The sequence below is a fragment of the Hydrogenophaga sp. 70-12 genome, assembly GCF_001897365.1.
GTDB lineage: Bacteria > Pseudomonadota > Gammaproteobacteria > Burkholderiales > Burkholderiaceae_C > Hydrogenophaga > Hydrogenophaga borbori.
The window spans coordinates 1-13,505 of sequence record NZ_MKSS01000200.1; the positions used below are offsets into that span (position 1 = coordinate 1).

At 71.9% G+C, this 13,505-nt stretch carries 13 protein-coding genes; 3 read left to right on the forward strand and 10 right to left on the reverse strand.

From position 1 onward, the window contains the following. Positions 1-59 precede the first annotated feature (59 nt). Positions 60-557 carry a single-stranded DNA-binding protein gene (ssb, locus tag BGO22_RS11990; RefSeq protein ID WP_070399447.1) on the reverse strand — a complete coding sequence of 166 codons (498 nt, stop codon included), beginning with the start codon at positions 555-557 and terminating at the stop codon, positions 60-62. Positions 558-673: 116 nt separating this feature from the next. On the opposite strand from ssb, the gene BGO22_RS11995 reads away from it, so the two are divergent. Next, complete coding sequence (locus BGO22_RS11995) at positions 674-2,221, forward strand: chloride channel protein (RefSeq protein WP_286850991.1); 1,548 nt, start codon at positions 674-676, stop codon at positions 2,219-2,221. On the opposite strand, the gene BGO22_RS12000 is transcribed toward BGO22_RS11995, so the two are convergent. The 6 genes from BGO22_RS12000 to BGO22_RS12025 all read right to left on the reverse strand — a co-directional run bounded on the left by BGO22_RS12000 (position 2,222) and on the right by BGO22_RS12025 (position 9,009). Next, positions 2,222-3,391, reverse strand: a complete 1,170-nt coding sequence (locus tag BGO22_RS12000; RefSeq protein ID WP_070399448.1) for an MFS transporter — start codon at positions 3,389-3,391, stop codon at positions 2,222-2,224. 155 nt (positions 3,392-3,546) lie between these two features. Beyond that, positions 3,547-4,914 carry a CoA-binding protein gene (locus tag BGO22_RS12005; protein WP_286850992.1) on the reverse strand — a complete coding sequence of 456 codons (1,368 nt, stop codon included), beginning with the start codon at positions 4,912-4,914 and terminating at the stop codon, positions 3,547-3,549. Next, entirely contained in the window at positions 4,895-5,983 is a 1,089-nt protein-coding gene (locus BGO22_RS12010; RefSeq protein ID WP_286850994.1) for an NAD(P)H-dependent flavin oxidoreductase, read from the reverse strand. The genes BGO22_RS12005 and BGO22_RS12010 overlap by 20 nt, the downstream gene beginning before the upstream one ends. After that, entirely contained in the window at positions 5,983-6,963 is a 981-nt protein-coding gene (locus BGO22_RS12015; protein WP_286850995.1) for a tripartite tricarboxylate transporter substrate binding protein, read from the reverse strand. The genes BGO22_RS12010 and BGO22_RS12015 overlap by 1 nt, the downstream gene beginning before the upstream one ends. Before the next feature lie 24 nt (positions 6,964-6,987). Beyond that, positions 6,988-8,151 carry an acyl-CoA dehydrogenase family protein gene (locus BGO22_RS12020; protein ID WP_204743314.1) on the reverse strand — a complete coding sequence of 388 codons (1,164 nt, stop codon included), beginning with the start codon at positions 8,149-8,151 and terminating at the stop codon, positions 6,988-6,990. A gap of 12 nt (positions 8,152-8,163) precedes the next feature. Further along, a complete protein-coding gene (locus BGO22_RS12025) occupies positions 8,164-9,009 on the reverse strand; it encodes an IclR family transcriptional regulator (protein WP_416186973.1) in 846 nt (281 codons plus the stop codon). A gap of 127 nt (positions 9,010-9,136) precedes the next feature. On the opposite strand from BGO22_RS12025, the gene BGO22_RS12030 reads away from it, so the two are divergent. Continuing rightward, positions 9,137-10,348 (forward strand): CaiB/BaiF CoA transferase family protein, encoded by a 1,212-nt coding sequence (locus BGO22_RS12030; RefSeq protein WP_070399454.1) that lies wholly within the window; start codon positions 9,137-9,139, stop codon positions 10,346-10,348. A 45-nt stretch (positions 10,349-10,393) separates the two neighbouring features. Here BGO22_RS12030 and BGO22_RS12035 read toward each other — a convergent pair whose 3' ends face one another. Genes BGO22_RS12035 through BGO22_RS12045 form a run of 3 tightly spaced genes read right to left on the reverse strand, consistent with a single transcriptional unit; the run spans position 10,394 to position 13,140 of the window. After that, positions 10,394-10,876 carry a MaoC/PaaZ C-terminal domain-containing protein gene (locus BGO22_RS12035; RefSeq protein WP_070399455.1) on the reverse strand — a complete coding sequence of 161 codons (483 nt, stop codon included), beginning with the start codon at positions 10,874-10,876 and terminating at the stop codon, positions 10,394-10,396. 4 nt (positions 10,877-10,880) lie between these two features. Then, positions 10,881-11,903 carry a YhdH/YhfP family quinone oxidoreductase gene (locus tag BGO22_RS12040; RefSeq protein WP_286850998.1) on the reverse strand — a complete coding sequence of 341 codons (1,023 nt, stop codon included), beginning with the start codon at positions 11,901-11,903 and terminating at the stop codon, positions 10,881-10,883. A gap of 16 nt (positions 11,904-11,919) precedes the next feature. Then, the gene (locus BGO22_RS12045) at positions 11,920-13,140 is read right to left on the reverse strand and encodes an acyl-CoA dehydrogenase family protein (protein WP_204743310.1); all 1,221 of its coding nucleotides are present in this window, start codon (positions 13,138-13,140) and stop codon (positions 11,920-11,922) included. A 186-nt stretch (positions 13,141-13,326) separates the two neighbouring features. Between BGO22_RS12045 and BGO22_RS12050 the strand changes: the two genes are divergently transcribed. After that, on the forward strand, positions 13,327-13,505 hold a 179-nt coding region (locus BGO22_RS12050; protein WP_286851001.1), incomplete at its 3' end, for a CoA transferase.

The window sequence follows — 13,505 nt, forward strand, 5'->3', positions numbered from 1 at the left end:
CCGTGCGGCCAAAAAAAACCCACCGTTGCGGTGGGCCAGATTACGCGGTTTGCGCGAATTCAGAAAGGGATGTCGTCGTCCATGTCGTCGAAGCCCGTGGGCTGGCGCGCCGGCGCCGGCGCGGGGCGGGGCGACGGGGCCGGGCGGCCAGCGGGCGCCGCCGCTCGGGGCGCCGCTGCGGCGCGCGGTGGGGCGCCGCCGTCGTCGCCGCCACCCATGCCTTCACGGCCACCGAGCAGTTGCATCTCGGTCGCGATGATGTCCACGGTGTTGCGCTCGACGCCGCCCTGGTCGGTGTACTTGCCGTACTTCAGGCGCCCTTCGACGTACAGCGGGCGGCCCTTCTTGACGTACTCGCCCGCGATTTCGGCGAGGCGGTCGTAGAAGGTCACGCGGTGCCACTGCGTCTCTTCCACGGTCTCGCCGGTGTTGCGGTCCTTGCGGCGGCTGGAGGTGGCGATGCTCACGTTGGCCACGGCCTGGCCGGAGGGCAGGTAGCGGATCTCGGCGTCGCGGCCGCAGTTGCCCACGAGGATGACTTTGTTGACGGATGCCATGGGAATTCCTTGCGTGTCGGTTGGGGCCGCGTGTGGCACGCGGCCGGCCGCAGGATTGTGCCGCATGCACCCGGGCGCGCCGGTGCGATTTGCCGCGAAGGGAATAATCGGCCTTCATGAGACAGCGCGAGCCCGACTTCTTCCAGAACCTGCAGGATGAATTTTCCGATCTGAGGGCCTGGGTCGACCGCAGCGTGGTGCTCGCCTATGCCGTGGTCGCCGGGTTGTTCGTGGTGGCGTTCACCTGGCTGAGCGAGGCGGCTTTCGAGCTGTTCAAGCACCTGCACGGGCGCGCGCCGTGGGCCGTGCTGGTGTGGACGCCTTGCCTCACGGCCCTGATCGTGTGGTGCACGCGCCGCTTCGCGCCGGGCGCGGGCGGCTCGGGCATCCCGCAGGTCATGGCGGCCCTGGACCCCGGCATCACGCCCGGCATGCGGGCGGGCCTGGTGTCGCTGAGGCTGACCTTCGCCAAGATCGTGCTGGGTGTCACGGGGCTGCTGGCGGGCTTGTCGGCGGGGCGGGAAGGGCCCTCGGTGCAGGTGGCCGCCGGCGTCATGCACGATGCGCGCCGGTGGCTGCGCCCCGGGTCGGCGATGGGGGAGCACGCTTTGCTGGTGGCCGGCGGTGCCGCCGGCATGGCCGCCGCATTCAACGCGCCGCTGGCCGGCGTCGTCTTCGCGATTGAAGAGCTGTCGAAGAAGATGGAGTCGCGCAACAACGGGCTCATCATCGCCGCCATCGTGGTGGCGGGTCTGGTGGCGATCTCGGTGTTCGGCAACCTCACCTACTTCGGCTCGATCGAAGTGCCGCGCCTGAGCTGGCAAGCCTTCTGGCCGGGCCTGCTGGTGGCGCTGGTGTGCGGCGTGCTCGGCGGCCTGTTCAGCCGCTTGCTGGCCGCGTCGCTGCAAGGCCTGCCCGACCGCGTCAGCGCCTACCGGCGGCGTTATCCGGTGCGATTCGCCGCGGTGGCCGGCATGGGGGTGGCGGTCATCGGGCTCGTCACCGGCGGCGCCACGTTCGGCGCGGGCGCCGAACAGGTCCGGCTCATGCTCGCTGGCGAGGCCGAGACCTCGCCCTTGTACGTGCTGCTCAAGCTGGTCGCGACCTGGCTGACCTCGTGGAGCGGCGTGCCCGGAGGCATCTTCGCTCCCTCCTTGTCCATCGGCGGCGGCATTGGTCATGACATCGCCATGCTGCTGGGCGGCGACAACGCCCGCCTGCTGGCACCCAGTCTGATCGCGCTGGGCATGGCGGGTTTCCTGGCCGCCACCACGCAGGCCCCGCTCACGTCCTTCATCATCGTGATGGAGATGATCAACGGCCGCTCCATGGTGCTGAGCCTGATGGCGTCGGCCATGCTCGCCAGTCTGGTCGCGCGCCTGATCAGCCGGCCGCTTTACACCGCGCTGGCCGGGATGATGGTGCGCAAGCTGCGCCCGCGCGCGGCACCCACCGCGGCGCCGGACTCGGATCTGCCCAGCGAGCCGGCCAGGCAGCCGGAGCCCGACGCGCAGCGGTCGGGCACTGCCCCGCCCCACGCCGAGCCAGCGGCCGAAGCGACCGCTCCGCCGCAAGCCGACCCCCAGCTGGACCCGGACACCGACCGCCCGCCCGAAGCGGAGCCCCCCAGCGAGCCCGGCCCCTTGCCCGCGCCGCCGCGCTGATCAGTGCGCGGCCGCGCTGGGGCGCATACCCCAGGCGATCAGCAGCCAGAGGGCGAGGATCGCGGCGCTGGCGCCGAAGACGCCCGGCGCGCCCCACGCGCGCGACACCAGGCCCCCCAGCGAGCCGCCAACGAAGATGCCGAGCGACATCAGCGTGTTGAAGACCCCCAGCGCGGTGCCCCGCTGATGGGGCTTGGCCAGCCGGGAGGCCAGGCTGGGTTGGCTGGCCTCCTGGGTGTTGAAGCCCACGAAGTACAGGCACAGCAGCACCCCCAGCAGCGGCAGGCTGGGCTGGTGGAGCTGGGCGAGAAAGCCCAGCTGCACCACGCCGAGCAAGGCGATGGTGCCGAGGTAGACGGCGCGGAAATGGCCGCGCCGCTCCAGCCGGAACAGGAAGCCGCCGACGATCAGCAGCGAGACCACCAGCGCCGGCAGATAGGCCTGCCAGTGCCGCGCCGTGTCCAGCCCGGCCTGCACCAGCAGGGCCGGCACGGACAGCCAGGTCATGATCTGCGCCGCGTGCAGGGCGAACACCCCGGCATTCACGCGCAGCAGATCGCGTTGGCCCAGCACCTCGCGCAGGCTGGCGCGCGGCGCGTGCGCCTGCCGGGCCGGCTCGGGCGGCACCACCCAGGCCACCACCGCCATGGCCGCCAGGCTCAGCGCCAGCGTGATCAGGAACAGGCCCGACAAGCCGACATGCGGCACCAGCGCCGGCGCGGCCACCAGGGACAGCGCGAACATCAGCGCGATGCTGATGCCCACCAGCGCCATGGCCTTGGTGCGCACGCTGTCGCGCGTGAGGTCGGCGAGCAAGGCGGTGACGGCCGCGGAAATGGCGCCCGCGCCTTGCAGCGCGCGGGCCGCCAGCAGCCAGTGCACCGACGGCGCCCAGGCCGCGAGCGCGCTGCCGGCGGCGAAGACCGCCAGGCCCAGCAGGATCACCGGCTTGCGGCCGAAGCGGTCCGAGGCCATGCCCAGCGGCACCTGCAGGAAGGCCTGGGTGAGGCCGTACATGCCCATGGCCAGGCCGATCAGGGCCGGGTCGTCGCCGCCGGGGTAGCGCCGCGCTTCCAGCGCGAACACCGGCAGCACGATGAACAGGCCCAGCATGCGCAGGGCGTAGATGGCGGCCAGCGCCGCACTCGCGCGGCGTTCGCCGGACGTCATGCGGTGCTGATCGACAGGCGGGGCGGAGGGGGAGGGGGCGGTGCGCGAAGCGGTCAAGGCGGACAAGGGGGTCGACAGGCCAGCCCTGCATTGTCCGTGATCGGCGCGGGCAGGCCGGCGGCCGGCCGGATTCGGCCCCGCGCGCCGGCGCCGGTTCAGGCCGCCGCCGCTTCCACGGCCCGGGCGGGTTCGTCGAACACCTCGCAGCCCTGCGCGCGCAGCCAGGCCTGCTGCTCGGCGCCGAGGATGCCGCTGAGGACGAGCCGCGTCGCCGCCGGTTCGGCGCGCAGCCGCGCGATGCCCGCCTGCAGCAGCGGCCACACGCCCGGCGCCTGGGCCGCGGCCGCGAGGAACACGGCCAGCGCGCGGTACTGGCCGCAGGTGGCGGCGTCGTGCAGCGACTGCACCAGCACGGCCGGCTGCGCGAAGACCTGCCCGGTCACGTCGATCGGGTTCAGCGTGGACGCGAAGGGGATGGCCTGCTTCAGCCGCTGCGCCGCCGCGTCGGGCAGCGGCGGCAGGCGCAGGCCCAGCTCCTCGGCGCGGTCCGCCATCATGATGCCCACCCCGCCCGAGACGCTGAACAGGGCGATGGCCTGACCGGCCGCGGGGGCGGCCACCGCGCCGGGCCGCGCCGCGTCGCCGAACAGCTCGCCGATGCGCGAGACCTGGCGCGCGCCGCAGGCCTCGAACAGATCCCGGTAGACCTCGGCATCGCCGGTGTCGCTGCCCGTGTGCAGCCGGGCGGCGCGGGCGCCGGCCGGCGTGTGGCCCACCTTGACCACCGTCACCGGCTTGCCCGCCGCGCGCGCGGCCAGCAGGGCCTCGCGCAACCGGCCCAGGTCGCGCGCCCCTTCCAGGTACACCAGGATGGCGCCGCAGCGCGGCTCGCGCACCAGCCAGTCGATCGCGTCGGCCACTTGCACGCCGGCTTCGTTGCCGGTGGTGATCCAGTGGCCGATGGCCACGCCGGCCCGCCGCGCGAGCGTGTAGGCGTAGCCGCCGAAGGCGCCGCTCTGGCTGACCAGGGCCACAGAACCGCTGGCGGGCGCGTCGTCCAGCACGACGGGCGAGAAGGTGGCGAACAGGCGCTCGTGGAAATTCATGGCCCCCAGGCAGTTCGGGCCCAGCAGGGCGATGCCCGCGTCGCGCGCCCGCTCGCCCAGGCGCCGCTGCTGGCGCGCCCCGTCCGTCGACACCTCGGCGAAGCCGGAGCTGAAGACGATCGCCGCGCGCGCGCCCGTGCGCACCAGCTGGTCCATGGCATCGTCGCAGGCCGAGGCGGGCACCGCGACGAGGACCAGGTCCACCGGCGCGCCGATCGCATCGAGCGAGGCGTAGGCGCGTTGGCCCTGGATCTCCGGGGCCGTGCGGTGCACCGGGTAGATCGCGCCCGTGTAGCCGTGCCGCAGCAGCAGCCGGATCGGCATGCCGCCGACCTTGTTGGGCTCGGTGGAGGCGCCGATGACGGCGATGGAGCGCGGCGCCAGCAGCGCGCGCAGATCAGGCCGTGAGGCGCTCAAGGCGGCTCCAGGCCCGCTCCATGCCATCCACCAGGCCGGCCATCTGCTCGGCCACGGTGGTCTCGCCCCGGATGGCGAACACGCTTTGGCCAGCGGCTTCGTAGATCAGGCGCGGATCGCCGTGCTCGTGCATGGAGGCGAAGACGTCGCCGGTCAGCACCTGCTGCAGCGGCATGTCCAGCGGCCGCGGCGCGCCGGGTTGCTGCCAGGCGTCGATCCATTCGCTGCGCACCACGCGGCAGGGCTTGCCGCTGTGCGCGCGCGTGATCAGGGTGTCCTCGCTCGCGCTGTCCACGAGCCGCTGCAGCAGCGCCGCCGGTGTGTGGTTCTCGCGCGCCGCCATCCAGAGCGTGCCCAGCCAGGCGCCCTGCGCGCCCATGGCGATGGTGCCCAGCACCTGCTCGCCGGTGCCGATGCCGCCGGCGGCCAGCACCGGCCGGCCCTCGGCCACGGCGATGACCTGCGGCAGCAGCGACAGGGTGCCGACAGGGCCCGTGTGGCCGCCGGCGTCGTAGCCCTGGGCCACCAGCACCTCGACACCCATCTCCATGGCCTTGCGCGCGTGGCGCACCGAACCCACCAGCGAGAAGGTGAGCTTGCCGCGCGCCTTGGCCCGTTCGATGAGGTCGGCGCGCAGGCCGATGGCGGTGGCCACGCCGCGGCAGTTGGACGCCAGCACGGCCTCGATCTGTTCGTTGAACAGCGCCTCGGAGCGCACCTGCGTGGTGAAGAAGCTGGGCTTCACCGGTGGCTTCACGTCGAAGCGTTCGCGCAGCCCCTGCACGAAGTCCCGGTGCTCGGCCGGCAGCGCCCCGCGCAGCTCGTCGATGCTGGCGGCCTGCGGCACGCGGCTGGGCAGCATGAGGTCGATGCCGTAGGGCATGTCGCCCATGCGCCGCTGCACGTCGTCCAGGATGTGCGGGATCTCGTGCGGCAGCTCGCGCGCCAGGCCGAGCACCGGGAAGCCCCCGGCCTGGGCGATGGCCACCACGACGTCGACGGAGTGCGAGAAGCCGAAGATCGGGTGGCGAACGCCCAGGCGCTCGCAGATCGGGGTGCGCAGCGCCATCACTGGGGTTCGATGCCGGCTTGCTTGATGACGCGGCCCCAGCGGGTGAACTCGCTGCTCACGAGGGCGTCGAAGTCGGGGCCGCTCTGCGGCGCGAACTCCATGCCCATGCCCTCGAACTTGGCCTTCATGTCGGGCATGGCCAGCACCGCCGCCACGTCGGCGGACAGCTTGCGCATGACGGGCTCGGGCACCTTGGCCGGGGCCACCAGGCCGAACCAGGTGCCGACGTCGTAGTTCGGCAGCTTGGCGGCCTCGGCCACGGTGGGCAGCTCGGGCGCGGCGCTGGCGTGCTTCGCGGTGGTCACCGCCAGGGCGCGCAGCTTGCCCGCCTTCACGTGCTGCATGGCCAGCGCCGCCGTCAGCGGCATCATGTTCACGCGGCCCGCGAGCAGGTCGTTCAAAGCGTCGGGCTGGCCCTTGTACGGCACATGGGTCAGCTTGATGCCGGCCTCCTGCGCGAGCAGCTCGCCGGCCAGGTGGTTGGAGGTGCCGATGCCGGCGGTGGAATAGGTCACCGGCGCGCTGCTCTTCTTGGCCAGGTCGATCAGTTCCGGCAAGGTGTTCGCCGCCACGCTCGGGTGCACCACGATGATGTTGGGCACCACCCCGATGCCGGCCACAGAGCGGAAGTCGCGCACCGGGTTCCAGGTGACGTTCTTCTGCAGGCTGGGGATCACGGCGTAGCCCGGGCTGACCAGCAGCAGGGTGTAGCCGTCCGGGTTCGACTTGGCCACGAAGTCGGTGCCGATGGAGCCGCCCGCGCCGGTCTTGTTCTCCACGATCACGGGCTGCGGGTAGCGCGCGGACAGCTTGTCCGCGATGGCGCGCGCGATCGAGTCCACGATGCCGCCGGCCGAGAAGGGCACGATGATGCGCACCGGCTTGTTGGGGAAGCCGTCCTGGGCGAAGGACGGTGCGGTGGCCAAGGCCAATGCGCTGGCGGCGCTGGCCAGCAGGGTGCGGCGGCTGAGGGTCATGTTTGTCTCCTGGTTGTGGTGGGGTCAATCGGTCGCGGCCATGGCCATGGTCCGCTTGGCGATATTGGTCAGGTGGATCTGGCTCGTGCCTTCGTACAGCCGGAACAGGCGCACGTCGCGGTAGAAGCGCTCCGCCACGTTGTCGTTGATGTAGCCCTGGCCGCCGAACACCTGCACGGCCCGGTCGGCGACGCGGCCGCACATCTCGCTGGCGAACAGCTTGCACATCGAGGCTTCCATGGTCACGTCGAGGCCGTCGTCGCGTTTGCGCGCGGTCTCCAGCAGCAGGGCGCGCGCGGCGTGCACCTCGGTGTTGCTCTGCGCGATCATTTGCTGCACCAGCTGGAACTCGGCGATGGCCTGGCCGAACTGGCGGCGGCTGGCCGCGCGCGCGACCATCTCGTCGACCAGGCGGATGGCCGGTCCGATGCACAGGCCCGCCAGGTTGATGCGCTGCTTGTTCAGGGCGCGCATCGCGGTGCGGAAACCCTGCCCTTCCATCTCGGGGCCGCCGACGATGGCGCTGGCCGGCACGCGCACCCGCTCCAGCACCACCTCGCCCACGGGCGAGCCGTGCTGGCCCATCTTGCGGTAGGCCTCGGGCGTCGACAGGCCCGGCGCGCCGCGCTCGACCAGGAAGGCGGTGATGCCGCGGGCACCCTTGCCCTGCGGGTCGGTGCGCGCGAACACGGTGAACAGGTTGGCCAGGGGCGCGTTGGTGATGAAGCACTTGCGCCCCGTGATCAGGTAGTCGCCGCCATCGCGCACGGCCACGGTCTTCTGCGCGGTCGCGTCCGATCCCGCCTCGGGTTCGGTGAGGGCGAAGCAGCCGGTCAGCTGCCCGCTGGCGAGCCGCGGCAGGTACTGGCGCCGCTGTTCTTCGGTGCCGTCCACCACCAGTGACTCGGAGGCGATGCCGGTGTTGCCGCCGAAGCGGGCGCGAAAGGCGGTCGCGCACTGCGAGACCTCGATGTTGACCAGCGACAGCTCCTCGCTCGTGAGGCCGGCGCCGCCATAGGCCTCGGGGATGCTGTGGCCGAACAGACCGAGGGCGCGCATGCGCTCCACCAGCGGCTCGGGGATGCGGTCCTCGCGGTCGACGTCCGCTTCGGCGGGGATGCACTCGTCGCGCACGAAGCGACGGACTTCGGCGAGCAGCGTCGAAAAGGCGTCGGGGTCTCGGATCATGGGGGCGGGTTCTCAGTTGGTGGCGCGAACGCCGTAGGCGAGCTCGATCTGGCGCACCGCTTCCAGCAGCAGGGGCGCCACCTCGCGCGAGAGCTTGTCCTTGGGCAGGCTGTAGCCGATGAGCGTGCAGTTCATGGCCACCGGCTGCTCGCGCGCGGGCAGGCGGATGGGCGCGGCGATGGCGTGGACGTCCTTGCGCCAGTCGCCGCGCGAGTGGCAGAAGCCGTGGGCGGCGAACAGCTTCTGGTCGGCCTCCCAGGCGGCGCGGTGCTTGTCGTACATCTCGCGGTCGTGCACCTTGAGGTAGTTCAGGATCGCGGTCTGCTCCGGCTTGGGCAGGCTCTGGATGAGCGCGCGGCCCATGGCCGAGGCCAGCAGCGGGCGGGTGCTGCCGATGTCGGGCCAGTGGTAGTTGGCCTTGTCGGCGCGCACGGCATCCAGGTACACGACGTCGGCGCGGTCGCGCATGCCCAGGTTCACCGAACAGCCGGTCGCGCGCGCCAGCTGCTCCATGAAGGGCCGCGCCACCTGGCGCACCTGGGCGCCGGCGAGCACGGGATGGCTCAGGGACAGCACGCCGCTGCCCAGCCGGTACTTCTGCAGCGCGGGATCGCGCGTGAGGTAGCCCAGCAGCGTGAGCGTGTAGGTGAGCCGCGAGACCGTGGGTTTGGGCAGGCCGGTGCGCTCGGCGATCTCGCGGTTGCCCAGCACCGGATCCGCCACCGTGAAGGCGCGCAGCACGTTGAGTCCACGCGCCAGGTTCATGGAGAACTGGCGGTCCTCCGCGAGGTCGTGGGGATCGACGAGACCGGGGAGCGTGATCGAGGTCATGCGGCGTTTCGCTTGCTTGGTGGCCATGATGGGTACTTCGAAAGACGGGGTAAACGGCTGTTTCGCTGTGCGAAACATCGATTGTGGGCAGCGAAAGGCTCTGGCACAACGGCGTGGCGCGGCCGACCGCGGCCACAGACCCAAGGACCTCACCGTGACCCCGACCCCCCGCTCAGCAGGCGCCCTCGCGGGCGTGCGCATCCTCGACATGGCCACCGTGCTGGCGGCCCCCATGGGCGCCACCCTGTGCGCCGACCATGGCGCCGAGGTCGTGAAGCTGGAACTGCCGGATGGCAGCGACGCCCTGCGCGGCCTGCAGCCGGTGCAGGACGGCGTGCCGCTGTGGTGGAAGGTGGCCAACCGGGGCAAGCGCGGCATCACGCTCGACGTGCGCCAGGCGCGCGGGCGCGAGCTGTTCTTGTCCCTGCTCCCGCGCTTCGACGTGCTGGTGGAGAACTTCCGCAGCGGCACGCTGGACCGCTGGGGCCTGGACATCGCCACCTTGCACGCGGCCAACCCGCGCCTGGTGGTGGTGCGGCTCACCGGCTTCGGGCAGACCGGGCCGTACAAGGCGCGGCCGGGCTACGCGCGCATCTTCGAGGCCATGAGCGGCTTCACCAACCTGACCGGCGAAGCGGGCGGACCGCCGCTGCACAGCAACTTCCCGGTCGGCGATGCCGTGGCGGGCCTGTTCTGCGCCTTCTCCATTGCGTCGGAGATGGTGCGCCTGCGCGGCGACCCGAACGCCAAGGGCGTGGAGGTGGACCTGGCCGCCACGGAGGCGCTGTTCCGGCTGCTCGATTGCCTGCCGGTGGAGCACGAGCGGCTGGGCCAGGTGCGCCGGCCCGAGGGCAACCGCGCCAGCTACACGGCACCGTCCAACATGTACCGCAGCCGCGACGGCCAGTTCTTCTCGCTGGTGGCCTCGTCGAACGCGATCTTCGCGCGCCTGTGCGAGGCCCTCGGCGAGCCCGAGCTGGCCAGCGACCCGCGCTTCAACACCAACCCGGCGCGCGTGAAGCACCTGGTGGCGCTGGACGAGCACCTGGGCGGGTGGTTCGCGCGGCACGACTACGCCGCGCTGGCCGAGCGGCTCGAACGCGCGGGCATTCCCTTCAGCAAGGCCTACACCATCGAAGACATCGAGCAGGACCCGCACTTCATCGCGCGCGGCGCGATCGTGCGCCTGCCGGACCCCGATTTCGGGAGCCTGCCCGCGCCCTGCATCGTGCCGCGCGTGGTGGGCCGGGAAATGAACGTGCCGCGCACCGGGCCGTCGGTGGGCGAGCACAACGCCGAGGTGTATGGCGCGCTGGGCGTGGGCGCCGATGAGCTGGAGCGGCTGCGGGCGCAGGGTGTGATCTGAGGCCCTGAGGCCTCTATGGGCGCGGTGGCGAACCGTGCCCTTGTCTCAGTTCGTCGGCGCGCGGTCCGGGTCGCAGAGGTACATGCACTGCACCTCCATGGTGTGCACCGCGGTGCCGTGCTGGTTCACGATCTCGCGCCGGAAGCCGACGACACCGCGGTCGCCCTTGCTGGTGGGGCGCGTCTCGATCACTTCCATCACCAGGTGCACGGTGTCGCCGGCCTTCACCGGCGCGTGGATGCGCCACTTGTCGATGCCCAGCATGGCCACCAGCGTGCCGTCGTTCAGGCCGGACTGGCAGAGCAGGCCGGTGGACACCGCGAAGACCAGCGGGCCGTGCGCGATGGGCTCGCCATAGGGCTGCGTGCGGCAGAACTCGTGGTCCATGTGCGGGGCGTTGAAGTCGCCCGAGACGCCGGCGAAGTTGACGATGTCGGTTGGCGTGATGGTGCGCCGCGCGGTCTGGAAGCGGTCACCGACCGCGAACTCGTCGAAGTATTTGCCGCGTGGGCGGGTGGTGGTGCTCATGGGCTCAGGCTCCCTCGAAACGCAGCAGGGCGCGGCCCGAATTGCGGCCCGCCAGCTGCGCTTCGCTGAAGGGCAGCAGTTCGTCCAGGCCGATGAAGCCGAGCTGCGGGCTCAGGCGGTCGAAGTCGGGTTTCCAGTCGCTGCCCAGGCGCGCCCACAGGCGGTGGCGCTGCTCCCAGGGCGCGTTGGCCACGATGCCCACCAGCTTGATCGCCCGCATGATGAAGGGCAGCACGCTGCCGTCGAAGCCGTTGCTGGCCGCGTTGCCCACGCAGGCCACGCAGCCCTGGTCCTGGGTGGAGCGCAGCAGCCAGGACAACATGGGGCCGCCGACGTTGTCGATGGCCGCCGCAAACTGAGGCTTCTCCAGCGCGCGCGGTGGCGCGGCCAGGATCTGCGTGGCATCCAGCACCTCGCTGGCGCCGGCCGCGCGCAGCGCCTCGGCCTGCTCCATGCGGCGCGTGATGGCGGTGGCCCGGTGGCCGGTGCGGGCCAGGATGCCCAGCGCGCTCAGGGCCACGGCGCCGCCCGCGCCGGTGATGGCCACGGGCCCCGAGTCCGGTCGCAGGCCTTCCATCTGGAAGCGCTCCAGTGCCATGGCCGCGGTGAAGGCCGGCACGCCAAGCGCGGCGCACTCCAGGGCCGTCAGGCCGGCGGGCAGGGCCTGCACGTGGGCCGCGGGCACGCGCACGATCTCGGAGAAGCCGCCGTCGAAGGCGATGCCGGTCTGGAAGCCGTGCACCAGCACGGTCTGGCCCGGGGCGAAGGCGGCGGCGTCCGAGTGCAGGACGTCGCCCACCAGCTCGATGCCCGCCACGCGGGGGAAGCCGGTGATGATCTTGGCCTTGCCATGCAGCGACAGGCAGTCCTTGAAGTTCACGCCCGCGTAGCGGTTGCGGATGACCACCTCGCCGGGGCTGAGATCGTCCAGCGTGAGCGCTTCCAGGCGGCTCTCGGTGCGACCGTCCACCACATGGGTGCGGACGGCGCGAAAACGCGGGGGGATGGGGGTGTTGGCTTGGGGCATGGCGTGTTGGCTTGAATCAGTAGTCCACCAGGGAGCCTTCGTGCAGGCAGGGGTTGCGTTCGGCGCCGCGCGCGCGGCGCACCCAGTCCCGCCCGATCACGGTCTTGTGCACCTCGCTGGAGCCTTCGCCGATCTGGTTGAGCTTGGCGTCGCGGAAGAAGCGCTCCAGGGGAAAGTCCTGCAGGTAGCCGCGCCCGCCGGTGAGCTGCAGCGCGTCGGTGACGACCTTCATGCACAGGTCGGTGGCCTGCAGCTTGGCCATGGAGGCGTAGGTGGCGACGTCGGCGTCACCGCGGTCGTACTTCTCGGCCACCAGCGACAGCAGCGCGCGCGAGGCCTCGATCTGCGTCGCCATGTCGGCCAGCATCCATTGCACGCCCTGGTGTTCGCCCAGGGTCTTGCCAAACACGCTGCGGTCGAGGGCGTAGGCGGCGGCGATCTCCACCGCGCCGATCGCGCGGCCCAGGGCCATGGCGGCGTGGCCGATGCGCGCGCGCAGCAGGGCGTCCTGCGCCAGGCTGAAGCCCTCGCCCTCGGCGCCCAGGCGGTGAGACGCCGGCACGGCCACCTCGGTCAAGCTGAGCGAGGCGATGGGCACGCCGTACCAACCCAGCTTGCCCACGTCGGGGCTGATGGTGAAGCCGGGCGCGTCGCGCGGCACCAGCGCGGCCAGGAAGGTCGAGGGCTCGTCCTCGGCGCAGCCCACGATGACGAACCAGTCGGCGGTGCTGGCGCGGGTGATGAACTTCTTGCGGCCGGTGATGCTGTAGCCGCCGGGCGTGCGCCGGAACACGGTCTTGAGGCCGCGCACGTCGGAGCCGGCCTCGGGTTCCGTCAGGCCGAAGGCGGCCTGCAGCTCGCCGGTGCACAGGCCGGGCACCAGCTGCTGCTTCAGGGCCTCGCTGGCGCCGGCCACGATGGCGCGCGTCGACAGGTCGGTGCCCGTGATGAGCGAGGCCGAGGTGCTGCACACGCGCCCCAGCTCTTCGATGATTCGGATGCGCAGCTGCTGGCGCGCGTCGCTGCCGCCATAGGCGCGGGGAAAGGCGGTGCCCACGATGCCCTCGCGGGCCAGCAGGCGGAAGTTGTCCCAGGCGAACACGTCCTGTTGGGCCACCTCGGCGGCCTTGGGGCCCAGGGTGTCGCGGCAGAGCCCGCGCACGCGCAGCACCATGGCCTGTTCGTCGCTGGTCAGTCGGTGCAGGAAGTGGTCGCCGAAGAGGGTGGGGTGGTTCATGGTGCGGGCCTTTGCGCGGCATCATGCGGCGCGGGGCAGGCCGAGTCGAGACGGTGTTTCGATGTGCGAAACGGCGCCTTGCGCCCGCGCCGGGGCGGTGGCCTGATGGGCGCTCCACACCGGCCGCGCCATGCCCTCGACCCCTTGCTTTCGACCGTCCGCCCACGCGCCTGGGGAGTGCCCGCCATGACGCGGCAAGGCCCGCTGGCCGGCCTGCGCGTGCTGGAGATCGAGGCGATCGGCCCGGTGCCGCTGGCTGCCATGCTGTTGTCCGACCTGGGCGCCGACGTGTTGCGGGTGGACCGGCCGGCGGCGCCCGAGCTCGGTGTCCCGCGCGACCCGCGCTTCGAGCTGAGCGCGCGCGG